Source organism: Burkholderia sp. MBR-1 (genome assembly GCF_013822785.1).
Classification (GTDB): Bacteria; Pseudomonadota; Gammaproteobacteria; order Burkholderiales; family Burkholderiaceae; genus Burkholderia; species Burkholderia vietnamiensis.
Window position 1 is genome coordinate 1,761,628 of record NZ_CP053609.1, and the last position, 23,178, is coordinate 1,784,805.

At 67.6% G+C, this 23,178-nt stretch carries 24 protein-coding genes; 19 read left to right on the forward strand and 5 right to left on the reverse strand.

Annotated elements, in window-relative coordinates:
• Positions 1–29: 29 nt before the first annotated feature.
• On the reverse strand, positions 30–845 hold the full coding sequence (gene ppsR, locus MBR110_RS08095) for a posphoenolpyruvate synthetase regulatory kinase/phosphorylase PpsR (protein ID WP_011885129.1): 816 nt from the start codon (positions 843–845) through the stop codon (positions 30–32).
• Between the two features lie 376 nt (positions 846–1,221).
• Here ppsR and ppsA point away from each other — a divergent pair, with 376 nt between their 5' ends.
• The 3 genes from ppsA (at position 1,222) to MBR110_RS08110 (ending at position 5,231) form a co-directional block, all read left to right on the forward strand.
• A complete protein-coding gene (gene ppsA, locus MBR110_RS08100) occupies positions 1,222–3,621 on the forward strand; it encodes a phosphoenolpyruvate synthase (protein ID WP_011885128.1) in 2,400 nt (799 codons plus the stop codon).
• A gap of 206 nt (positions 3,622–3,827) precedes the next feature.
• Positions 3,828–4,262: an NfeD family protein gene (locus tag MBR110_RS08105; protein ID WP_011885127.1), complete on the forward strand. Its 435-nt coding sequence runs from the start codon at positions 3,828–3,830 to the stop codon at positions 4,260–4,262.
• Positions 4,263–4,295: 33 nt separating this feature from the next.
• Positions 4,296–5,231 carry an SPFH domain-containing protein gene (locus tag MBR110_RS08110; RefSeq protein WP_011885126.1) on the forward strand — a complete coding sequence of 312 codons (936 nt, stop codon included), beginning with the start codon at positions 4,296–4,298 and terminating at the stop codon, positions 5,229–5,231.
• A 216-nt stretch (positions 5,232–5,447) separates the two neighbouring features.
• Here MBR110_RS08110 and smpB read toward each other — a convergent pair whose 3' ends face one another.
• Positions 5,448–5,894 carry an SsrA-binding protein SmpB gene (gene smpB, locus MBR110_RS08115; protein WP_006478511.1) on the reverse strand — a complete coding sequence of 149 codons (447 nt, stop codon included), beginning with the start codon at positions 5,892–5,894 and terminating at the stop codon, positions 5,448–5,450.
• Between the two features lie 98 nt (positions 5,895–5,992).
• Between smpB and MBR110_RS08120 the strand changes: the two genes are divergently transcribed.
• Both MBR110_RS08120 and MBR110_RS08125 read left to right on the forward strand, forming a co-directional pair.
• The gene (locus MBR110_RS08120) at positions 5,993–6,430 is read left to right on the forward strand and encodes a type II toxin-antitoxin system RatA family toxin (protein ID WP_011885125.1); all 438 of its coding nucleotides are present in this window, start codon (positions 5,993–5,995) and stop codon (positions 6,428–6,430) included.
• 4 nt (positions 6,431–6,434) lie between these two features.
• The gene (locus MBR110_RS08125; protein ID WP_011885124.1) at positions 6,435–6,758 is read left to right on the forward strand and encodes an RnfH family protein; all 324 of its coding nucleotides are present in this window, start codon (positions 6,435–6,437) and stop codon (positions 6,756–6,758) included.
• 85 nt (positions 6,759–6,843) lie between these two features.
• On the opposite strand, the gene MBR110_RS08130 is transcribed toward MBR110_RS08125, so the two are convergent.
• The 3 genes from MBR110_RS08130 to MBR110_RS08140 form a co-directional block, all read right to left on the reverse strand.
• On the reverse strand, positions 6,844–7,827 hold the full coding sequence (locus MBR110_RS08130) for a DMT family transporter (protein WP_014723206.1): 984 nt from the start codon (positions 7,825–7,827) through the stop codon (positions 6,844–6,846).
• Positions 7,828–7,953: 126 nt separating this feature from the next.
• The gene (locus MBR110_RS08135) at positions 7,954–8,634 is read right to left on the reverse strand and encodes a Vgb family protein (protein ID WP_045578985.1); all 681 of its coding nucleotides are present in this window, start codon (positions 8,632–8,634) and stop codon (positions 7,954–7,956) included.
• Between the two features lie 30 nt (positions 8,635–8,664).
• Positions 8,665–9,885 (reverse strand): hypothetical protein, encoded by a 1,221-nt coding sequence (locus MBR110_RS08140; RefSeq protein WP_059734882.1) that lies wholly within the window; start codon positions 9,883–9,885, stop codon positions 8,665–8,667.
• 112 nt (positions 9,886–9,997) lie between these two features.
• Between MBR110_RS08140 and MBR110_RS08145 the strand changes: the two genes are divergently transcribed.
• The 14 genes from MBR110_RS08145 (at position 9,998) to uraD (ending at position 23,130) form a co-directional block, all read left to right on the forward strand.
• Positions 9,998–10,762: a DUF899 domain-containing protein gene (locus MBR110_RS08145; protein WP_181708981.1), complete on the forward strand. Its 765-nt coding sequence runs from the start codon at positions 9,998–10,000 to the stop codon at positions 10,760–10,762.
• Positions 10,763–10,777: 15 nt separating this feature from the next.
• Entirely contained in the window at positions 10,778–11,605 is an 828-nt protein-coding gene (locus MBR110_RS08150; protein ID WP_181708982.1) for a DUF2182 domain-containing protein, read from the forward strand.
• 18 nt (positions 11,606–11,623) lie between these two features.
• A complete protein-coding gene (locus MBR110_RS08155) occupies positions 11,624–11,848 on the forward strand; it encodes a hypothetical protein (RefSeq protein ID WP_059734876.1) in 225 nt (74 codons plus the stop codon).
• A gap of 51 nt (positions 11,849–11,899) precedes the next feature.
• A complete protein-coding gene (guaB, locus tag MBR110_RS08160; RefSeq protein ID WP_011885118.1) occupies positions 11,900–13,360 on the forward strand; it encodes an IMP dehydrogenase in 1,461 nt (486 codons plus the stop codon).
• A 6-nt stretch (positions 13,361–13,366) separates the two neighbouring features.
• Positions 13,367–13,957: a hypothetical protein gene (locus MBR110_RS08165; protein ID WP_059734875.1), complete on the forward strand. Its 591-nt coding sequence runs from the start codon at positions 13,367–13,369 to the stop codon at positions 13,955–13,957.
• Positions 13,958–14,064: 107 nt separating this feature from the next.
• Positions 14,065–15,684 (forward strand): glutamine-hydrolyzing GMP synthase, encoded by a 1,620-nt coding sequence (gene guaA, locus MBR110_RS08170; protein ID WP_011885116.1) that lies wholly within the window; start codon positions 14,065–14,067, stop codon positions 15,682–15,684.
• A gap of 300 nt (positions 15,685–15,984) precedes the next feature.
• A complete protein-coding gene (locus MBR110_RS08175; protein WP_011885115.1) occupies positions 15,985–16,386 on the forward strand; it encodes a DnaJ family domain-containing protein in 402 nt (133 codons plus the stop codon).
• On the forward strand, positions 16,383–16,976 hold the full coding sequence (gene tadA / locus MBR110_RS08180; RefSeq protein WP_181708983.1) for a tRNA adenosine(34) deaminase TadA: 594 nt from the start codon (positions 16,383–16,385) through the stop codon (positions 16,974–16,976). The genes MBR110_RS08175 and tadA overlap by 4 nt, the downstream gene beginning before the upstream one ends.
• Positions 16,977–17,078: 102 nt before the next feature.
• Complete coding sequence (ldcA, locus tag MBR110_RS08185) at positions 17,079–18,017, forward strand: muramoyltetrapeptide carboxypeptidase (protein ID WP_059669242.1); 939 nt, start codon at positions 17,079–17,081, stop codon at positions 18,015–18,017.
• A gap of 308 nt (positions 18,018–18,325) precedes the next feature.
• Entirely contained in the window at positions 18,326–19,030 is a 705-nt protein-coding gene (locus MBR110_RS08190) for a GntR family transcriptional regulator (protein ID WP_011885112.1), read from the forward strand.
• A gap of 149 nt (positions 19,031–19,179) precedes the next feature.
• The gene (locus MBR110_RS08195; protein ID WP_014723198.1) at positions 19,180–20,664 is read left to right on the forward strand and encodes an NCS1 family nucleobase:cation symporter-1; all 1,485 of its coding nucleotides are present in this window, start codon (positions 19,180–19,182) and stop codon (positions 20,662–20,664) included.
• Positions 20,665–20,674: 10 nt separating this feature from the next.
• The gene (locus MBR110_RS08200; protein WP_014723197.1) at positions 20,675–21,508 is read left to right on the forward strand and encodes an aspartate/glutamate racemase family protein; all 834 of its coding nucleotides are present in this window, start codon (positions 20,675–20,677) and stop codon (positions 21,506–21,508) included.
• A 150-nt stretch (positions 21,509–21,658) separates the two neighbouring features.
• The gene (gene puuE / locus MBR110_RS08205) at positions 21,659–22,612 is read left to right on the forward strand and encodes an allantoinase PuuE (RefSeq protein ID WP_034195325.1); all 954 of its coding nucleotides are present in this window, start codon (positions 21,659–21,661) and stop codon (positions 22,610–22,612) included.
• Positions 22,609–23,130 (forward strand): 2-oxo-4-hydroxy-4-carboxy-5-ureidoimidazoline decarboxylase, encoded by a 522-nt coding sequence (uraD, locus tag MBR110_RS08210; RefSeq protein ID WP_011885108.1) that lies wholly within the window; start codon positions 22,609–22,611, stop codon positions 23,128–23,130. Before puuE ends, uraD begins: the two co-directional genes overlap by 4 nt.
• The last annotated feature ends 48 nt before the right edge of the window (positions 23,131–23,178 follow it).

Below are 23,178 nucleotides of genomic sequence, written 5' to 3' on the forward strand. Positions count from 1 at the left end.
CGGCGTGAGCGCCGCCGATGCAGCGCACGTCAGTACGACTGCCGCTCCAGGCGGATTTCCTGCAGGATCGTCGTCGCGATTTCCTCGATCGACTTGTGCGTCGACGACAGCCACTTGATCCCTTCGCGGCGCATCATCGCCTCCGATTCGTTGATCTCGTAACGGCAGTTCTCCGGCGCCGCGTACTTGCTGCCCGGGCGGCGCTCGTTGCGGATCTCCGACAGACGCTGCGGGTCGATCGACAGGCCGAACAGCTTTTCGCGATGCTGCGTCAGCGCCGACGGCAGCTTGCCGCGCTCGAAGTCTTCCGGAATCAGCGGATAGTTCGCCGCCTTCACGCCGTACTGCATCGCGAGATACAGGCTCGTCGGCGTCTTGCCGCTGCGCGACACGCCGACCAGGATCACGTCGGCTTCGGACAGGTTGCGGTTCGACTGGCCGTCGTCGTGCGCGAGCGAGAAGTTGATCGCCTCGATCCGCGTCTTGTATTCCTCGGTATCTGCGTTCTGGTGGCCGCGCCCCATCGCGTGGCTCGACTTCAGCTCGAGCTCCTGCTCGAGCGGCTCGACGAAGCGCTGGAACATGTCGAGCACGAGCGCGTTCGAGCGCTTGACGATGTCGTTCGACACGCTGTCGACGAGCGTGGTGAACACGATCGCGCGACGGCCGTCGTGCACGGCCGCTTCGTTGATTTTCTCGACGGTCGAATAGGCCTTTTCGAGCGAGTCGACGAACGGCACGCGCACGAGGCGGAATTTCTGGTCGAACTGGGACAGGATCGAATGCGCGAAGGTTTCGGCAGTGATCCCGGTGCCGTCGGAGACGATGAAAACGGTAGGCAGCATGAATCTGGGCGTCGAGCGTGAAGGGCGGTTGCGCGGGCGGCTGGAGGTTCGCCTCCACACGCGGTGACAAGGTCGCGCCACATCCGGCAGCCGGCACGGTAGAATAGCGGCAACCTGTTGGATAAGCAATTGCGGGGACGGTGCGCACAGGGCGCCCGGCGCTTGCCGCGAGCCATCCAAAATTCCCGGCAAGTTCGGCGATTCATCTGCATACGTCGCCTTTCTGCCGGGTTTTTGCACATCGAGGGTCGGAAGATTTCCACCGCTGCGATTGTTTCTCCAACAGGTTGCGCAAGACGCGTCGCGCCTTTTTGCAAGCGCCCGCGTTCGAGCCCACTTGCGCAATCGAGCATTTTTTTCACACTTAGGGGCTTGTATGACTAACGCAGCAAACGTCGCAAAGGACCAGGCGTATGTAATCCCGTTCGAGCAGTTGCGGATGACCGATGTGGAGATCGTGGGCGGCAAGAACGCGTCGCTCGGCGAGATGATCAGCCAGCTTTCCGAGGCAGGCGTTCGCGTCCCCACCGGCTTTGCCACGACCGCGCTCGCATTCCGCGATTTCCTCAAGCACAACGATCTGACCGATCGCATCGCCAAGCGTCTCGAGTCGCTCGACATCGACGACGTGAAGGCGCTCGCCGAAGCAGGCGCCGAAATCCGTAAATGGATCGTCGACGCACCGCTGCAGGCGCGTCTCGAGCAGGAAATCCGCGCGCAGTTCGAAATCCTGAAGAGCGGCTCGCCGGCCGAACTGTCGTTCGCCGTGCGCTCGTCCGCGACCGCGGAAGACCTGCCCGACGCATCGTTTGCCGGCCAGCAGGAGTCGTATCTGAACGTCGTCGGCATCGACGACGTGCTCGATCGCATGAAGCACGTGTTCGCGTCGCTGTACAACGACCGCGCGATCTCGTATCGCGTGCACAAGGGCTTTACGCACGCCGAGGTCGCACTGTCGGCAGGCGTGCAGCGCATGGTGCGTTCGGACGTCGGCGCGGCCGGCGTGATGTTCACGATCGACACCGAATCGGGCTTCAAGGACGCCGTGTTCATCACGTCGAGCTACGGCCTCGGCGAAACCGTCGTGCAGGGCGCCGTGAACCCGGACGAGTTCTACGTGTTCAAGACGACGCTCGCGCAGGACAAGTACCCGATCATCCGCCGCTCGATCGGCTCGAAGCTGATCAAGATGGAGTTCACGCAACCCGGCGAACCGGGCCGCGTGAAGACGGTCGACGTGTCGCACGAGCAGCGCAACCGTTATTCGATCACCGACGAAGACGTGATCGAGCTCGCAAAGTACGCGGTCATCATCGAGAAGCACTACCAGCGTCCGATGGACATCGAGTGGGGCAAGGACGGTCGCGACGGCAAGATCTTCATCCTGCAGGCACGTCCGGAAACGGTGAAGAGCCAGGCGAGCGGCAAGGCCGAGCAGCGCTTCAAGCTGAAGGGCCAGTCGCAGGTGCTGGCGACGGGCCGCGCGATCGGTCAGAAGATCGGCGCGGGCCCCGTGCGCGTGATTCAGGACCCGTCGGAAATGGAACGCGTGCAACCTGGCGACGTGCTGGTGGCCGACATGACCGACCCGAACTGGGAGCCGGTGATGAAGCGCGCATCGGCGATCGTCACGAACCGCGGCGGGCGCACCTGCCACGCGGCGATCATCGCGCGTGAGTTGGGCGTGCCGGCGGTCGTCGGCTGCGGCGACGCGACCGACGTGCTGAAGGACGGCGCGCTGGTGACGGTGTCGTGCGCGGAAGGCGACGAAGGCAAGATCTACGACGGGCTGCTCGAGACGGAAGTCACGGAAGTGCAGCGCGGCGAGTTGCCGGAAATTCCGGTCAAGATCATGATGAACGTCGGCAACCCGCAACTCGCGTTCGACTTCTCGCAGCTGCCGAACGCCGGCGTCGGTCTCGCGCGCCTCGAGTTCATCATCAACAACAACATCGGTGTGCACCCGAAGGCGATCCTCGAGTACCCGAACATCGATCAGGACCTGAAGAAGGCCGTCGAGAGCGTCGCGCGCGGTCATGCATCGCCGCGCCAGTTCTACGTCGACAAGCTGACCGAAGGCGTCGCGACGATCGCCGCGGCGTTCTACCCGAAGCCCGTGATCGTGCGTCTGTCCGACTTCAAGTCGAACGAGTACAAGAAGCTGATCGGCGGTTCGCGCTACGAGCCGGACGAGGAAAACCCGATGCTGGGCTTCCGCGGCGCATCGCGCTACATCGCCGAAGACTTCGCGCAGGCGTTCGAGATGGAATGCCGCGCACTGAAGCGTGTGCGCGACGAGATGGGCCTGACCAACGTCGAGATCATGGTGCCGTTCGTGCGTACCGTGAAGCAGGCGGAGCGCGTCGTCGGCCTGCTCGAGAAGTTCGGCCTGAAGCGCGGCGAGAACGGCCTGCGCCTCGTGATGATGTGTGAAGTCCCGACCAACGCGATCCTCGCCGAAGAGTTCCTGCAGCACTTCGACGGTTTCTCGATCGGCTCGAACGACCTCACGCAGCTCACGCTCGGCCTCGATCGCGACTCGGGCATGGAACTGCTGGCCGTCGACTTCGACGAACGCGACCCGGCCGTCAAGTTCCTGCTCAAGCGTGCGATCGACACCTGCCGCAAGATGGGCAAGTACGTCGGTATCTGCGGCCAGGGCCCGTCCGATCACCCGGATTTCGCGCAGTGGCTGGCCGACGAAGGCATCGTGTCGATTTCGCTGAACCCCGACACGATCATCGATACGTGGCAGGCGCTGGCCAAGCGGAAGTAACGGCAGCCCGCCGCTGCATCGAAAGGGCGGTCCGCCGCTCTTTCGATGAAGGCAAAATGCAAGCTTCGTGCTATAAACACCCCGGTATCTACCGGGGTGTTTTTTTATCTGCGCCCGCCGGATCGCTCGACGGTGCCGACCGCCACGCGCGGTCCGACAGCGAATATAGTGCGTAGTGGGGCGCAAGCGTTTTTCTGGAGACCACAATGATGTCGGGGCATCTGTTCTGGTGGATCGGGGTCGGCGTGCTGGTCGTGGCCGAACTGCTGACCGGCACCTTCTATCTGCTGATGATCGCGCTCGGCTTTCTCGCCGGCGGCCTGCTGCAGTTCGCCGGCTTCGCGCCGCACGTGCAGCTGGGCGCGGCCGCCGCGGTCGCGATCGTCGCGATGATCGCGCTGCGCCGCTCGGGGCTCGGGCGCAAGCAGAAGCGCGACACGTCGACCAATCCGGACGTCAATCTCGATATCGGCGCGACCCTTACGGTCGACGCGTGGCATGACGGCCGCGCGCGCGTGCAGTATCGCGGCGCCGACTGGGACGTCGAGCTGGCGAACGGCGAGCGCGACGATGCGCACGTGTACCGCGTCAGCGCCGTGCGTGGCAACTGTCTGGTCGTCGTCGCGAAAGCCGCGGGCTGATCGTCCACCGATAAAACAAGGAGGGAATATTTCATGGATTCGCTGATCGTCTGGGTCGTCCTGCTCGTCATCGCCATCGTGATCGTGTCGAAGACGGTGAAGATCGTGCCGCAGCAGCATGCGTGGGTGCTCGAGCGCTTCGGCCGGTATCACGCGACGCTGTCGCCCGGCCTGAACATCGTGCTGCCGTTCGTCGACCGGATCGCCTACCGCCACGTGCTGAAGGAAATTCCGCTCGACGTGCCGAGCCAGGTCTGCATCACGCGCGACAACACGCAGCTGCAGGTCGACGGCGTGCTGTACTTCCAGGTCACCGACCCGATGAAGGCGTCGTACGGATCGAGCAACTTCGTGCTCGCGATCACGCAGCTCGCGCAGACGACGCTGCGCTCGGTGGTCGGCAAGCTCGAACTCGACAAGACCTTCGAGGAACGCGACTTCATCAACCACAACATCGTGTCGGCGCTCGACCAGGCCGCGGCGAACTGGGGCGTGAAGGTGCTGCGCTACGAGATCAAGGACCTCACGCCGCCGAAGGAAATCCTGCACGCGATGCAGGCGCAGATCACCGCCGAGCGTGAGAAGCGCGCGCTGATCGCGGCATCCGAGGGCCGCAAGCAGGAGCAGATCAACCTCGCGTCGGGTGCGCGCGAGGCAGCGATCCAGAAGTCAGAAGGCGAGCGGCAGGCGGCGATCAACCAGGCGCAGGGCGAGGCGGCCGCGATTCTCGCGGTGGCCGACGCGAACGCGCAGGCGATCCAGAAAATCGCGAACGCGATCCAGTCGCAGGGCGGCATGGATGCGGTCAATCTGAAGGTGGCCGAGCAGTATGTCGGCGCATTCTCGAATCTGGCGAAGCAGGGCAATACGCTGATCGTGCCGGCCAACCTGTCGGATCTCGGGACCGCGATCGCCTCGGCGCTGACGATCGTCAAGAACGCGACGCCGGCAGCGGGCGGTAGGGGCTGAGCGTCCGCGGGGCTTGCAGCGGCGTCGGCCGCTGCCGGCTTCCGGCTTCCGGCGTGCGGCGTATCGTCGCGCGGCTGCATTGCCGTGGCTGCGTCGGCGCGCAATTCCATCGGCACCGGCGTGGCAGTGCTGCACATGCGCCGGATCGCTACGCCGCCCACAGCAAAACGGCCCGCATCGAGCGGGCCGTTTCGTTGCTGCGGCAGCGCGTGCGTGTCACGTGCCGGCGCGCATGATGCGCGCCTTTTCGCGCTCCCAGTCGCGCTTCTTCTCGGTTTCGCGCTTGTCGTGCAGTTTCTTGCCCTTCGCGAGCGCGATGTCGCATTTCACGCGACCGCCCTTGTAGTGGAAGTTCAGCGGCACGAGCGTGTAGCCGCGCTGCTCGACCTTGCCGATCAATTTCTTGATTTCCTCACGGTGCAGCAGCAGCTTGCGTGTGCGGACCGGATCGGGCTTGATGTGCGTCGAGGCTTCGGGCAGCGGGCTGATGTGGGTGCCGATCAGGAAGATCTCGGCGTTCTTCACCACCACGTAGCCCTCCTTGATCTGGCCGCGCCCGGCGCGCAGCGCCTTGACTTCCCAGCCCTCGAGCACGAGCCCGGCTTCATAGCGTTCCTCGATGTGATAATCGAAGTGCGCTTTCCTGTTGTCGATGATGCTCATGAAAGGATTGGGCCAACTCGTTTAAAATCACGATTTTAGCAAAGCGGGGCGTGAATCGCCCGGCTTGCGTTCCCACTTCAAGCGATGCCGCGCGATTTATGGCAGATGTCCAGAAAACCGTATTGATCCGTCACTCGGCGGAACAGATGTTCGACCTCGTCACCGACGTGGCCGATTACCCCAATTTCCTGCCCTGGTGCGGCGGCGTCGAAGTTCGCCGCCAGGACGACCGCGGGATGGAAGCGCGCATCGACATCAACTTCAAGGGCATCAAGCAGCATTTCGCGACGCGCAACACGCAGCAGCGTCCGAGCCGGATCGACATGGAGTTCGCCGACGGCCCGTTCAAGAAGTTCACGGGCTCGTGGCGGTTCATCCCGCTGCGCGCCGATGCGTGCAAGATCGAATTCGCGCTGCACTACGAGTTCTCGAGCATCCTGCTCGAGAAGATCATCGGCCCGGTGTTCAGCCACATCGCGAACACTTTCGTCGATTCGTTCGTCAAGCGCGCCGACCAGCGCTACGGCAAGGGGTGAGGCGATGCTGTCGATCGAAGTCTGCTACGCGCTGCCGGACCGCCAGACGCTGATTCCCGTTTCATTGCCCGAGGGCGCGACCGTGCGCGCCGCGATCGACGCGAGCGGCGTGCTCGCGCTGCATCCGGAGATCGATCTCGCGCAGGCGAAAACCGGCGTGTTCGGCAAGCTCGCACCGCTCGACGCGCCGCTCGCCGACCACGACCGTGTCGAGATCTACCGGCCGCTGATCGTCGATCCGAAGCTCGCGCGCCAGCGGCGCGTCGACAAGACCCGCCGCGAAGGCTCGATCGAGGGCCGCAAGTGGATGCACAAGGACGCGCGCTGACGCGTCGCGTCGGCGTCGCGTCATCTCGTTTCTTTCCTGTTCATCGGCCGTACCGGCTCGATCGGCGGCCCGTTCAGTGACGTGTTCAGTGAGCCGTGGCGTTCGCGTTCGCCGCGGCGTGCTCGCGCGTGCCGTCGCCTGCATGCGGATCGCCGTGCCGACGCACCGACCCGTAGACGCCCGCGAGCAACAGCGCGAGCGCCGCGATCTCGAGCACGCGCGGCATCCGGTGGTCGTAGACGAACGCATAGAGCATCGCGAACACCGTTTCGAACACGATCAGCTGGCCCGATAGCGTGAGCGGCAGCCGCTTCGACGCCGCGTTCCAGAGTCCGTTGCCGAGCCACGACGCGCCGATCGCCAGCGCGAGATTCAGCAGCCAGAACAGCTGCCAGCGCGATGCCGGCAGCGCGGCCTGTATCGTGCCGGCCGGCAGCGCCAGGATCGCGAGCCAGCACAGGCCGCCGATCAGCCCGGTCACGACGCCCCATAGCACCGACCACTCGTTGCCGCCGAAGCGATGGTGGCGCTGCAGGTAGCGCGCGTTCGCGACCGCGTACCAGGTCCAGCTTGCCAACGCGCCGCTGGCGCAGGCGATGCCGAGGAGCTTCTCGCCGAGCGTGGTCGCATGCGCGGCGGCCGACGTGAACAGATCGACGTTGATGCAGACGATGCCCGCGATCACCAGCGCGAGCGGTGCCGCGAGGCGCCGCAGCGGCACCGCGCCGTGGTCGCTCAGGCCCGCGAGCGTGACGGTCACGGGCAGCACGCCGACGATCAGCGAGCTGGGGCCGATGCCGATCAGATGCACGGCGCCGGACAGCAGCATGTAGTACGCGACGTTGCCGATCAGCGCGAGCTTCGCGAGCGCCACGACGTCTTCGCGGGTCAGCCGCGCGAGCAGCGAGCGGGCGGCCGGCAGCGCGGCCGCCAACGACACGAGACCGTACATCGCGTAGCGGCCGGCGCTCAGCAGCAGCGGCGAGAAGTCGGTCAACAGCCGCGGCACCAGAAACACCATGCCCCACAACGCGCCCGCCAGGACGCCATACACTACACCGCGCTGCATCGACTGCTCCGAACAAAAGACTGACGAGCGCGCATCTTAGCGAGGGTCGAGCGAAGGCGTCTTGTTCATTCCTGCACCGGGGGGTGGACGTGGTGCGCGTGCGGCCGCGGTGCGATCGCAGGCGTATCAGCGTTCTGCTGCTGCGTCGGCGTCGCTGTCGTGCACGGCGTTCCCCGACGCGGGGCGGCGCACCGCGCGCAGCGTGCCGCTGTTGCCGCCGCCGCAGTAGAACGTGTCGCGGCCGTCGGATTCCAGTCCCGACACGCCGACGCCGGCCGGCATGTCGACCTGCTCGAGCACGTGTCCGGTGCCGGGGTCGACGCGTCGCAGCGCGCTTTCGTCCGCTTCCCACGTGCCGTGCCACAGTTCGCCGTCGACCCAGGTCACGCCGGTGACGAAGCGGTTCGATTCGATCGTGCGCAGCACGGCGCCCGACTGCGGATCGATCTGATGAATCTTGCGCTCGCGGTATTGCCCGACCCACAGCGTGCCTTCGGCCCAGGCGAGCCCGGAATCCGCGCCGCCGCCGGGCGCGGGGATCGTCGCGAGCACGCGGCCCGAGTCGGGGTCGATCGTTTCGATGCGGTCCTCGACGATCTGGAACAGGTGGCGGCCGTCGAACGCGGTGCCCGCATGCGCGGCGACGTCCAGCGTGCGCACCGTCGTGCCGGCACCGGGATCGAGCGCATTGAGCTTGTCGCCGGACGCGAACCACACGTGCTGCCCGTCGAACGTGACGCCGTGCACGCCGTCGACGCCGGCAAACGGGCCGTATTCGCGCAGGATGCTTGCGGTGGAACGTTTCATGTCTGTCTCCTCGTCGTGGGTTGGCCCATCCTAGTCGCCCGGCAGCGTCACGGGGAGTAACAATGCGGTCGCGAATCCGGGCGGCGCGGGCGTGAGCCAGCGGCGCGCACGGCCGCGACCGAGCGCCTGCGCCTTGCCGGCGGCCGCCAGCGCTTCGAGCGCACGCTGCACGGTGCGCTGGCTGGCGCCGAGCGCCAGCGCCAGCGCGGAGCTCGACCATGCGTCGCCGTCGGCGAGCAGCGCGAGCACGGCAGCGTGGCGATCGTCGACGACGCGCGCGAGCACGACGATGTCAGCGGCGCCGAGCGGCTCGAGCGCGAAGCCGTCGGCGGTGGCGGTCAGCTTCGCGAGCGGCCGCAGCATCGCGCGCAGACGGCCGATCTCGACGCGCAGGCGCGCGCGATGCGAATCGTCCGCGTGTCTCGCGCGAAACGCGGCGGCGACGAGCGCGTTCCTCGACACGTCGCGCGGCCACGCTTCGCCGAGCACGCGCGCGAGCGTGAACAGCACCGGGCGGCGCGCGAGCGACACGCTTGCGCGCGCATCGCGCACGGCATGCCGGCACGCGTCGACGACCAGCGCGTCCGACTCGAACAGCGCCTGTACTTCGTCGAGCCGCACGAGCCGCGATGCCCCGCGTGCGATGAGCCGCGCGGCCGGCGTATCGAGCGCGCGCGCGGCCGTCTCGACTTCGGCGCTCAGTGCGGCGATGCCGGCATGTTGCGCGGCCGCGCGCGCACGGGCCAGCGCGGCGCGCGCCGCGTGCGGGCAGATGCGGCGGATCGCGATGCCGGCCGCGATCAGTTCGTGTGCCGCGCGCGACGCCGGCGGCAGCGCGGCGGGCTCGAGCTGCGCGAGTTGCTGCTCGGCGTCGTCGACGCGTCCGATCAGCAGCAGCCGGCGCACGCCGAGATAACGCGCATGGGCCGCGTTCGCGCGATCGCCGTGCGCGTCGAGCGTCGCGCATGCGGCGTCGAGTGCGCGCGACGGCCAGCGCAGATCGCGCGACGCCAGCGCGATCTCGGCTTGCGCGACCACGCAGCGCGCGCGTGCGACGGCTTCGTGCGGGCCGAACGCGCGCGCCGCCGCGCGCATGAGCGCGCGGGCGCGCTCGAAGTCGCCGAGTTGCGCCAGCGCGATGCCGCGCAACGCGAGCGCGGGCGCGTCGCCGCGCAGTGCGACGCGGTTCAGCGCGCCGAGCGGGTCGCCGGCCGCGAGCGCGCGGGCGGCGGCGGTGATCAGCGAATCCATGTGAATCCCGACACAGTTGTCACTCCCTCGCGTCCGATCCCGGGCCCTAATCTAGCACCACGCACACGGCGAAGCGGCCGTGCCCGAATCCCGACGAAAGGAGAAACCCGCAATGACGACCCATCTCACCGGAACGCGCGACGAATGGCTGACGGCGCGACGCGCGCTGCTCGACGCGGAAAAGACGCTCACGCGCCATAGCGACGCGCTCGCACGGCGTCGCGAGGCGCTGCCGTGGGTGCGCGTGGACAAGACCTACCGGTTCGACACCGAGCACGGCGCGGCGACGCTCGACGATCTGTTCGACGGCCGTTCGCAGCTGCTCGTCTATCACTTCATGTTCGGCCCCGACTACAAGGCCGGCTGCCCGTCGTGCTCGGCGCTCGCCGATGGCTTCGACGGTTTCGCCGTCCATCTCGCGAACCACGACGTGACGCTCGCGGCGGTGTCGCGCGCGCCGCTCGCGAAGCTGCTGGCGTACCGGCAGCGCATGGGCTGGCGGTTTCCGTGGGCGTCGTCGGAAGGCGGCGCGTTCAATTTCGACTTCAACGTGTCGTTCACCGAAGCGCAGCAGCGCACCGGCGAGGTCGAATACAACTATGCGCGCGCCGCTCACGCGATGGACATGGATCCGCCGCCGGCCGCGGTCGCGCAGTTCGCCGCGACCTGCGGCACCGATGCCGCGACGTATGCGCGCGACCGCCCGGGGATGAGCGCGTTCGTGCGCGAGGACGGCGTCGTCTATCACACGTATTCGACCTATGCGCGCGGGCTCGATGCACTGTGGGGCATGTACGCGTGGCTCGACCGTGCGCCGCTCGGCCGCAACGAGACGGGCGTGTGGTGGCGCCGTCACGACGAATACGCGCGCGATTGAGCGCGGAGGCGGGCGATGCGTCGCGCGACTCGATCGGGCCGGCACTCCGTTGCCCCGCGCAGCGCGGACCGCGCGTTCTGCGCGGCGCTCGCGGCCGCATTCGCCGCGGCGCTGTGGGCGACGCTGGCGCTGCATGCGTCGATGGACGCGATGGGCGGCACGCCGATGGCCGGCGGCTGGACGCTGTCGGCCGCGTGGGGCGGATCGTGCGGATGGCGGCCGGGCAGGGCGTTCGGCGAGTTCGTCGGCATGTGGGCGGCGATGACGGCGACGATGATGCTGCCGGTGCTGGCGCCCGAGCTGTGGCGGTATCGCCGCCGGATGGGCGCGTCGGGCGATGCGCGCGCGGGATGGCGCGTCGTGGTGGCGGGTGCCGGGTATCTCGGCGTATGGCTCGTGCTTGGCGCGATGGTGTTTCCCGTGGGTGCCGGGCTGGCGGCCGCGGCCGCGCGGCCGCCCGCGCTCGCCGCCGCGATGCCGGTGGAGGCCGGTGCGGTCGTGCTCGGTGCCGGCGCGCTGCAGTTTTCCGGGTGGAAGCGCCGCCGGCTTGCCTGCTGCCGGCACATGGCCGCGGCGGACGACGACGGCCCGCGAGCCGGCGTGGGCGCTGCATGGCTGTACGGCCTGCGGGCCGGCGTGCGCTGTGCCGCGTGCTGCGGCAATCTGATGGGCGCGGCCGTCGCAGCCGGCATGATGGATCTGCGCGTGATGACGATCGTGACGGCCGCGATCGCCGCCGAACGGCTCGCGCCTGGCGGCGCGTGCGTGGCGCGCGTCGTCGGCGGCGTGGCGCTCGGCGCGGGTGCGGTGATGGTCGTGCGTGCGGTGGCTGCGCTGGCGTAGCCGCGCGTCGGGCGCTGGGTGCCGCCGCTGCATATCGAAGCCGACTGGCGGCTCGCTACAAGCAGTGCGGCGCCGCCGCGCCACTTCGTCGCGCGCGGGCCGATTCCGGCCGCTTCGCCCTGCCTGCGCGAATGCTGCGAGCGCCGGGTGAAACGAAAGGCGATCGAAAACGAACCGAACGGCGATCCGAACGATTCGGCCCCCGAACGCTCCCGAACGGCTAACCCGTTGTTCGTGTTGTGAAAATCCGCGGCGCTTCGCGTATAATTCGCTTTTGCGCCCATAGGATTTGCCATGCGTCTGATCCAAAAAGCACTCACTTTCGATGACGTGCTCCTCGTTCCCGCCTTCTCCGACGTTCTCCCGCGCGACACCAGCCTGAAAACCAAGCTGACCCGCAACATCTCCCTGAACATGCCGCTCGTGTCCGCCGCGATGGACACGGTAACCGAAGGTCGCCTCGCGATCGCGATGGCGCAGCAGGGTGGCGTGGGGATCGTCCACAAGAACCTGACGCCGGCCGAGCAGGCCCGCGAGGTCGCGAAGGTCAAGCGTTTCGAATCGGGTGTCGTCCGCGACCCGATCACCGTTCCGCCGCAGATGAAGGTGCGCGACGTGATCGCGTTGTCGCGCCAGCATGGCATCTCGGGTTTCCCGGTCGTCGAAGGCCCGCAGCTCGTGGGCATCGTCACGAACCGTGACCTGCGTTTCGAATCGCGCCTGGACGAGCCGGTCAAGTCGATCATGACGCCGCGCGAGCGTCTCGTCACGGTCAAGGAAGGCACGCCGCTCGCCGAAGCGAAGGCGCTGATGCACAGCCACCGCCTCGAGCGCGTGCTGGTCGTCAACGACGCGTTCGAACTGCGCGGCCTGATGACCGTCAAGGACATCACGAAGCAGACCGAGCATCCGGACGCGTGCAAGGACGAGCACGGCAAGCTGCGCGCAGGCGCGGCGGTCGGCGTCGGCCCCGACAACGAAGAGCGCGTCGAGCTGCTGGTGCAGGCGGGCGTAGACGTGATCGTCGTCGATACCGCGCACGGTCACAGCAAGGGCGTGCTCGAGCGCGTGCGCTGGGTCAAGCAGAACTTCCCGCACGTCGAGGTGATCGGCGGCAACATCGCGACCGCGGCTGCCGCGAAGGCACTCGTCGAATACGGTGCGGACGCCGTCAAGGTCGGTATCGGCCCAGGCTCGATCTGCACGACGCGGATCGTCGCGGGTGTCGGCGTGCCGCAGATCAGCGCGATCGCGAACGTCGCCGAGGCGCTGAAGGGCACCGGCGTGCCGTGCATCGCCGACGGCGGCGTGCGGTTCTCGGGCGACGTGTCGAAGGCCCTCGCGGCCGGCGCGAATGCGGTGATGATGGGCAGCATGTTCGCCGGCACCGAAGAGTCGCCGGGCGACGTGTTCCTGTACCAGGGCCGCCAGTACAAGTCGTACCGCGGCATGGGTTCGGTCGGCGCGATGAAGGACGGCGCGGCGGACCGCTACTTCCAGGACAACTCGGCGAACATCGACAAGCTCGTGCCGGAAGGCATCGAAGGCCGCGTCGCGTACAAGGGCTCGGTCAACGCGATCCTGTTCCAGCTGGTCGGCGGCGTGCGCGCGAGCATGGGCTACTGCGGCTGCCGCACGATCGACGAGCTGCACGAGAAGGCGGAATTCGTCCAGATCACCGCGGCGGGCATGCGCGAGTCGCACGTGCACGACGTGCAGATCACGAAGGAAGCGCCGAACTATCACGTGGATTGAGCGCCGATGAAACCGCTGCTGCGAGCCGTGCTGATCGTCGACGCCGTGCTGCTGCTCGCGTTCGGCACGTTGTTCGTGCTGACGCCGTGGCAGGCGCTGTTCAATGCGCTGCAGCTCGCGAACGTCCAGCCGGCGATGCTCGGCCAGGCGTTCGGCATCGCGCTGCTCGGGCTCGCGTGGCTCGCGTTTCATGCGGCGGTCAACGGTGAACTCACGGCGCCCGTCGCGCGGGCGGTCGGCCATGTGAACTGGCTGATCGGCGTGCTTGCGGTCGTGTGGTCGCTCGGCACCGGCAACGGCCCGGCGATCGCGGCGGCCGGCCGCGTGCTGTCGGTCGCGGCCGGGGTCGCGCTGATCGTGCTCGGCCTCGGCGGCGTGCGGCTCGCCGCGGCCGTGCGGCGGCGCGACAAGGCGCTGGCGCTCGAGGCCCGCGGCGCGCAGCGTCCGGCCGAGCCGGCGCCGGTCGTCGTGCCGCAGCCGCGGGTCGAGCCGAGCGTCGCGCGTCCGGCAGCACCGGCAGCAGCAGCCGATGCCGCGGCAGCGGCCCGTTCGTCCGGCAGCGTCGCGTTCGACGCCCGCCCGCCGGCCGAGGATTGACCGGCGATGCGTCGCGCGAGCCGCCGCCCGCCCGACGCCTCCGTCCATGCTATTGACGCAGCGCTTCGTGCGCTGCTTTTCTTATCATCTTCATCCCGTCCGCAGCCATGCACGACAAAATCCTGATTCTCGACTTCGGTTCGCAAGTCACCCAACTGATCGCGCGCCGCGTGCGCGAAGCGCACGTCTACTGCGAGATCCATCCGAACGACGTGTCCGACGCGTTCGTTCGCGAGTTCGCGCCGAAGGCGGTGATCCTGTCGGGCAGCCACGCCAGCACCTACGAAGACCACCAGCTGCGCGCGCCGCAGGCCGTGTGGGACCTCGGCGTGCCGGTGCTCGGCATCTGCTACGGCATGCAGACGATGGCCGTGCAGCTCGGCGGCAAGGTCGAGTGGAGCGACCATCGCGAATTCGGCTATGCGGAAATGCGCGCACATGGTCATACGCGCCTGCTCGACGGCATCGACGATTTCAAGACGGCCGAAGGCCACGGGATGCTGAAGGTGTGGATGAGCCACGGCGACAAGGTGGCCGAGCTGCCGCCGGGCTTCACGCTGATGGCGTCGACGCCGAGCTGCCCGATCGCCGGCATGGCCGACGAGGCGCGCGGCTACTACGCGGTGCAGTTCCATCCGGAAGTCACGCACACCGTGAAGGGCCGCCAGATCATCGAGCGCTTCGTGCTGCAGATCGCCGGCGCGAAGCCCGACTGGATCATGAAGAACCACATCGAGGAAGCGGTCGCGAAGATCCGCGAGCAGGTCGGTGACGAGGAAGTGATTCTCGGCCTGTCGGGCGGCGTCGATTCGAGCGTCGCGGCGGCGCTGATCCATCGCGCGATCGGCGACCAGCTGACCTGCGTGTTCGTCGATCACGGCTTGCTGCGCCTGAACGAAGGCAAGATGGTGCTCGACATGTTCGAGGGCCGCCTGCACGCGAAGGTCGTGCACGTCGACGCATCGGAGCAGTTCCTCGGCCATCTGGCCGGTGTGACCGATCCGGAGCAGAAGCGCAAGATCATCGGTCGCGAGTTCGTCGAGGTGTTCCAGGCTGAGGCGCAGAAGCTGTCGAAGGCGAAGTGGCTTGCGCAGGGCACGATCTATCCGGACGTGGTCGAATCGGGCGGCACGAAGACGAAGAAGGCGACGACGATCAAGAGCCATCACAACGTCGGCGGGCTGCCGGAAACGCTCGGCCTGAAGCTGCTCGAGCCGCTGCGCGACCTGTTCAAGGACGAAGTGCGCGAGCTGGGCGTCGCGCTCGGCCTGCCGCCGGAGATGGTGTACCGCCATCCGTTCCCGGGCCCGGGCCTCGGCGTGCGGATTCTCGGCGAAGTGAAGCGCGAATATGCGGAGCTGCTGCGTCGCGCGGATGCGATCTTCATCGAGGAGCTGCGCGGCACGACCGCCACCGCGCAGGACGCGGCAGCCGGCCTGTGCGGCGAAGCCGACGTCGGCAAGAGCTGGTACGACCTGACGAGCCAGGCGTTCGCGGTGTTCCTGCCGGTGAAGTCGGTCGGCGTGATGGGCGACGGCCGCACGTACGACTACGTGACGTCGTTGCGCGCGGTGCAGACGACCGACTTCATGACCGCACACTGGGCGCATCTGCCGTACGCGCTGCTCGGCCGTGCGTCGAACCGGATCATCAACGAGGTGCGCGGGATCAACCGGGTGGTGTACGACATCTCGGGGAAGCCGCCGGCGACGATTGAGTGGGAGTGATGCGGCGCCGGGGTGCGCCCCGGTAGCGGATCGCGGCATCGGAGGATGCGAGCGCCCGGCAGGGAAGCCTGCCGGGCTTTTTTTCGTGCCGGGCGCCGCGTACCACGACATACCCACTCCGAACCAGCCAAACCCCCGCCCAGCCCGCCGCGGCGCAGCACAGCCCCAAGTCGCCCCGATCTTCACACATGCGCGCCGATTCGGCCCCTAAAAAGACAATATCGAGCAGGTCTTCGAAGAGCCTGTCATACGCACGTCACCCTGCTAGAATTCGGCTGCCGCATTTGTTCCGATTGACTAATGAGATTGCTTGACGCACTGGTCGAACAACGCATCGCCGCCGCCGCCGCGCGGGGCGAGTTTGACGATTTGCCCGGTACCGGCGCGCCGCAGGCGCTGGATGACGACCTCCTCGTCCCCGAGGAGGTCCGGGTGGCCAACCGTATCCTGAAGAACGCCGGCTTCGTGCCGCCGGCCGTCGAGCAATTGCGCGCGCTGCGCAACCTGCAGGACGAACTGCAGGCGGTCGGCGATCGTGCCGCACGTTGCCGGCTTCAGGCGAAGATCCTCGCGCTCGACATGGCGCTGGAATCGCTGCGCGGCGGTCCGATGGTGATGCCGCGCGACTATTGCCGCCGCATCGCCGAGCGTCTGTGCGAACGCGGGCTCGACGAAGCGCCCGCCGAAGCGGGGCCGATGTGAGCGCAGACGCGCTGCACGACGCGGCCCCCGAATCCGTCGGCGCTGCCGATTCCCCCGTATCCGAGCCCACGATCGAGCCCGCGCCCGCGTCTGCGCGCGACCTGCATTTCATGCGGCTCGCGCAGGCCGCGGCCGAAGAGGCGCGCGCCGCGGGCGAAGTGCCGGTCGGCGCGGTGCTGGTGCGCGGCGACGAAGTGATCGCACGCGGCTTCAACCATCCGATCGGCGGGCACGACCCGTCGGCCCACGCGGAAATGGCCGCGCTGCGCATGGCCGCGCAGCATCTGCGGAATTACCGGATGCCCGGCTGCGAGTTGTACGTGACACTCGAGCCTTGTCTGATGTGCGCGGGCGCGATCATGCACGCGCGCATCGCACGCGTGGTCTACGGCGCGGCCGACCCGAAGACGGGCGCCTGCGGCAGCGTGATCGACGCATTCGCGAATCCCCAGCTGAACCACCACACCGAAGTGACCGGCGGCGTGCTCGCCGACGAATGCGGCGCCGCGCTGAAGTCGTTCTTCGCGGAGCGCCGCCGCGCGGTGCGCGAAGCGCGGCTCGCCCGCGACGCCGAATCGGGCGCGGCATGACCGCCGCGCGCGCTGCGCCGGCCGCGGCCTCCGCGCGTGATCGCTGAACCGGCAACGATCCAGGCCCTCTAAGCAGTGTTTGACGACCCGACTCCTCTCGCCATGTCCTTCCAGCCCGCCGCGTCCTATACCATTCGCCTGCTTGCGCCGTCCGGTTATCCGCACGATCCCGACGCGATCAATCGCGCGCTCGAGCGTTTGAGCAGCGCCCAGCAGCGCATCGAAAACATCGAGGCGACGCAGCGCCGCTTTCAGCGCTTCGGCGGCACCGACGGCGAACGCGCCGGCGACCTGAACCGCCTCGCCGATCCGCAGCGGGCGCTGCCCGACATCGCGCTCGCGGTGCGCGGCGGCTACGGCGCCGCGCGCATCCTCCACGGGCTCGACTATCGCGGGCTCGAGCGCCGGCTGCGCGATCAGCCTATCGCGCTGGTCGGCCATAGCGACTTCACCGCGATCCAGCTCGCGCTGTACGCGAAGGCGCGCATCAAGACCTTCGGCGGCCCGATGCTGTCGGCCGATTTCGGTGCTGAAACGCCGAGCGACTTCACGATGCAGCACTTCTGGCAGACGCTGTCGCAGCCGAGCACGACGATCGTCGCCGATGTGCCGCAAGTGCAGGCCGTGACCGCGACGGGCACGCTGTGGGGCGGCAATCTCGCGATCCTGTCGTCGCTGGTCGGCACGCCGTACATGCCGGACATCGAAGGCGGCATCCTGTTCATCGAGGACGTCAACGAGCAGCCGTTCCGGATCGAACGGATGATCTATCAGCTGCATCTGTCCGGGCTGCTCGCGCGCCAGCAGGCGCTCGTGATCGGGCAGTTCACGGGCGCGCGGCCGTTCGAATACGACAACGGCTACGACATGGAGGCCATGATCGAGCAGGTGCGCTCGGTGATCGGCATCCCGGTCGTCACGGGCTTGCAGTTCGGCCACGTGCCCGATCTGTTGACGCTGCCGTTCGGCGCACACGCCGAACTCGTCGCGAACGCGCACGGCTTCCGGCTCACGCTGTCCGACTATCCGCATCTCGGCTGACGGCCGATCGCTAACCTCGAAAGGCGGGTCTCCCGCCTTTTTCTTTAAGTGGGCGCGCAACTAACCGTCGCTAATTTTCGACGACACGAAGCGCGTCGGTGCCGTTGCATGCACCAGTTTTGTCGACAAAATTCCCGGCAGGGTAAACGCCGTAAGCTGCCATGGATGGTGGTTGCAGCCTTGCCGTGCGCGGGTTTCGTGCGCCGCGCACTGCTCTGGCACACCGGGATGCACGCCGATTGTGCGAATTCCGGGAAAAGAATTGTTGACAATCTTTATGTCCGTCCTAGGATGAGGACCATCACACGATGCAGAACATGAACGAGCCCGATATCCCTGCGTCCGGCGCCGCCGGCCCCGAAGCGATCGCCGAGCGGATTCGCACCGCGATCCTCGAGCATCGGCTCGCGCCCGGCGCGAAGCTGACGGAGGCGCAGCTGTGCGACGTGTTCGGCGTGAAGCGCGGGACGATCCGCCAGGCGCTGTCGCAGCTCGCGGCCGACAAGCTCGTCGATCTCGAGCCGAACCGCGGCGCCTTCGTCGCGAGCCCGACGCTGCAGGACGTGCACGAGGTGTTCGAGATGCGCCGCATCATCGAGCTGGCCGTCGTCGAGCGGCTCGCGACGGGGCCGGGCGCGAAACGGTTGAAGGGCGTCGCCGCGCTGATCGACAAGGAGCGTCGCGCGTTCGAGCGTCACGATTTCGCCGCGTGGATCCGCCTGTCGGGCGAATTCCATACGGCGCTCGCCGCGCTCACGGGCAACGCGACGCTGTGCGAATGCCTCGACGGGCTCGTCGCGCGCTCGACGCTGATGTCGGCGCTGTACGAGTCGCACGGTCGCAGCCCGTGCTCGTGCGACGACCACGACGGGATCCTGGCCGCGCTGGAAGCGGGCGATTCGAAGCGGGCGGTGACGCTGATGGCGCACCACCTGCAGCATGTCGAACTGAAGATGCTGGACCGGCCCGCGCAAGGGCAGGTCGATTTGCGCGAAGTGTTCGGCGGCGCCTGAGCGGCGACGCGAACCGGCCCGCGCGCCACACGACGAGAGCAATGCAGGCCGGCGGTCAGCGCCGCCGGCCGCCAGTCCGACTCCGGGCGACGACCCGGAGCGATATCGATGACGGTGGAGCGGCCGCACGGCCGCGTCAAGGAGAAGTCATGGCTCAGTTCAGTGTGGCGCACGACAGCGCATATCCGGCGGAACAAGGCGGCGAGGGCGGCGATCCGGCCTTGCCGGACGGTTACAGCGAGCGTTTGTACAACGAAGATTTGGCACCACTGAAGAACCAGACGTGGGGCGCGTACAACATCTTCGCGTTCTGGATGTCCGACGTGCACAGCGTCGGCGGCTACGTGTTTGCCGGCAGCCTGTTCGCACTCGGGCTGACGAGCTGGCAGGTGCTGATCGCGCTGATCGTCGGCATCACGATCGTGAACCGGCTGTGCAACCTGATCGCGCGACCGAGCCAGCAGATCGGCGTGCCGTATCCGGTCGCGTGCCGCGCGACGTTCGGCGTGCTGGGCGCCAACGTGCCGGCCGTGATCCGCGGGCTGATCGCGATCGCGTGGTACGGCATCCAGACCTATCTCGCGTCGAGCGCGCTGGTGATCGTCGTGCTGAAGTTCTTCCCGCAATGGATGCCGTACGCGGACGTTCATCGCTACGGCTTCCTCGGGCTGTCGGCCGTCGGCTGGGCCGGCTTCATGCTGCTGTGGGTGCTGCAGGCGTTCGTGTTCTGGAACGGGATGGAGACGATCAAGAAGTTCATCGACTTCGCGGGGCCGGCCGTCTACGTCGTGATGTTCATCCTCGCCGGCTACATGGTGTGGCGTGCGGGCTGGCGCAACATCGGCATCAATCTCGGCGGCGTCAAGTATCACGGCGCGCAGGTGATTCCGGTGATGATCACGGCCGTGTCGCTCGTCGTGTCGTATTTCTCCGGGCCGATGCTCAATTTCGGCGACTTCTCGCGTTACTGCCGCTCGTTCGGCGACGTCAAGCGCGGCAACTTCTGGGGGCTGCCGGTCAACTTCCTCGCGTTCTCGCTCGTCACGGTAGTCACCACGGCCGCGACGCTGCCGGTGTTCGGAGAGCTGATCACCGACCCGGTCGCGACGGTCGGCCGCATCGATCATCCGACCGCGGTGATCCTCGGCGCGCTGACGTTTACGATCGCGACGATCGGTATCAACATCGTCGCGAACTTCGTGTCGCCCGCGTTCGATTTCTCGAACGTCGCGCCGCGGCTGATCAGCTGGCGCGCAGGCGGGATGCTCGCGGCCGTCGCGTCGATCTTCATCACGCCGTGGAACCTGTTCAACAACCCGGCCGTGATCCATTACACGCTCGATGTGCTCGGCGCGTTCATCGGCCCGCTGTACGGCGTGCTGATCGCCGACTTCTACCTCGTCAAGCGCGGCCGGCTGGTGCGCGACGATCTGTACACGATGTCGGAGCGCGGCGCGTACTGGTACACCGGCGGCGTGAACCGTCGCGCGCTCGCCGCGCTGCTGCCGGCCGCGGTGATTGCGGTCGTGTGCGTGATGGTGCCGGGCTGGGAGGCCGCCGCGAATTTCTCGTGGTTCATCGGCGCGGGGCTCGGCTTCGCGTTCTACCGGTTGCTCGTGAGCACGAACGCGTGAGGAGCGCGAGATGAAGATCAAGCTGATCAACCCGAACACGACGCAGCGCATGACCGACGCGATGGGCCGTTGCGCGCGCGAGATCGCGGCCGCCGGTACGGAGATCGTCGCGGTGAGCCCGCCGATGGGGCCGCCGTCGATCGAAGGTTATTACGACGAGGCGCTGGCGACGCCGGGGCTGCTCGCCGAGATCGCGCAAGGCGAACGCGACGGCTGCGACGCGTACGTGATCGCGTGCTTCGGCGATCCGGGGCTGTACGCGGCGCGCGAATTGGCGCGCGGCCCGGTGATCGGAATCGCCGAGGCGGCGATGCATGCGGCGAGCGTGCTCGCGCCGGGCTTCTCGGTCGTCACGACGCTCGCGCGCACCTGCGGGATGGCCTGGCATCTCGCCGAGCGCTACGGGATGAAGCGCTTCTGCCGCAACGTGCGCGCGACCGACGTCGCGGTGCTCGAGCTCGACCGGCCCGGTTCGGCCGCGCGGCGCATCATCGTCGACGAATGCCGGCGGGCGCTCGACGAGGACGGCGCCGATGCGATCGTGCTCGGCTGCGCCGGGATGGCCGAGTTCGCGCACGAGATCGAGCAGCAGATCGGCGCGCCGGTGATCGAGGGTGTCACGGCGGCCGTGAAGTGGGCCGAGGCGCTGGTGTCGCTGCGCCTCGCGACCGCGAAGCGCGGCGATTATGCGCGGCCGCTGCCGAAGCGCTACGACGGCGAATTCGCGCGCTTCAGCCCGCCCGACGATGCGTCGGCGGCCGCGCCGGCGAGCACGGGCGCGCGCAGCGGCAGCGCTACGTCGCCCGACGCCGGTTTGCCGCAACCGCACATACACGCGGTCTGACCTGCACTATCTGCGCCGCTGTATGGGCGCGTCCCGACCTTTTCGCTACACTGGGCCGTCGTCGTATCGGCCCGCGCGGCCGGCCTTCGGGCCCCGTGCGGGCCGATGCGAACCCACCATTTCAGCGAGCTTCAGCGGCACTCCGAACCCATGTCACTCGATCCCAACTATCCTCGCGACCTGATCGGCTACGGCCGCCATCCCGTGCAGGCGAACTGGCCCGGGCGCGCGCGCGTCGCGGTGCAATTCGTCCTCAATTACGAGGAGGGCGGCGAGAACTGCGTGCTGCACGGCGATCCGGGCTCCGAGCAGTTCTTGTCGGAAATCGTCGGCGCGGCCGCGTATCCCGACCGTCACATGAGCATGGAGTCGATCTACGAGTACGGGTCGCGTGCCGGCGTATGGCGCATCCTGCGCGAGTTCGAGAAGCGCGGGCTGCCGCTGACGGTGTTCGGCGTCGGCATGGCGATCGAGCGCCATCCGGAGCTCGCGCGCGCCTTCGTCGAGCTCGGCCACGAGATCGCATGCCACGGCTGGCGCTGGATTCACTACCAGAGCATGACGCCCGAGCTGGAGGCCAAGCACATGCGTCTCGGCATGGAGGCGATCGAGCGCGTGACCGGCGAGCGTCCGCTCGGCTGGTACACCGGCCGCGACAGCCCGAACACGCACCGCCTCGTCGCCGAATACGGCGGCTTCCTGTACGACTCCGACAACTACGGCGACGACCTGCCGTTCTGGATGGACGTCGCAGTGTCGGGCGGCCGCACGACGCCGCAATTGATCGTCCCGTACACGCTCGACACGAACGACATGCGCTTCGCGACGCCGCAGGGCTTCAACACCGGCGAACACTTCTTCGATTACCTGCGCGACGCGTTCGACGTGCTGTACGCGGAAGGCGACGAAGCGCCGAAGATGCTGTCGATCGGCATGCACTGCCGGCTGCTCGGGCGGCCGGGGCGTTTCCGCGGGCTGCAGCGTTTCCTCGATCACATCGAGAAGCACGAACGCGTATGGGTGACGCGGCGTGCCGATATCGCGCGCCATTGGCGTGAACATCATCCGTATCAGCCCAATCATCGAGACGAAGGGAAAGCATGAAGGCGATGCGTTACACGTTGGAGCAACTGAACACGATGACGCCGAGCGCATTCGTCGCCGCGCTGTCGGGCATTTTCGAGCATTCGCCGTGGGTGGCCGAGCATGCGGCGGCGAAGCGGCCGTTCGCGAGCATCGACGCGCTGCACGAGACGATGTCGAACGCGGTGGAAACGGCCGGCGACGCACGCCAGCTCGCGCTGATCAATGCCCACCCGGAACTGGCCGGCAAGGCAGCCGTGCGCGGCGAGCTCACGGCCGAGTCGACGCGCGAGCAGAGCGGCGCGGGCCTCGATCAATGCACGCAGGAAGAGTTCGACAAGCTGCTGACGCTGAACCGCACCTATCGCGAGAAATTCGGCTTCCCGTTCATTCTGGCCGTGCGCGGCTATGACCGGCACGGCATCATCGCGAACTTCGAGTCGCGCGTGAATCATTCGCGCAGCGAGGAGCTGCGCGCGAGCCTCGACCAGATCTACCGGATCGCGCGCTTCCGGCTCGACGACCTGATCGACGCGTGACGTCGCGCCGCAGCGGCCGCTTCGCGTCACCGTTTCGCATCACCGCTT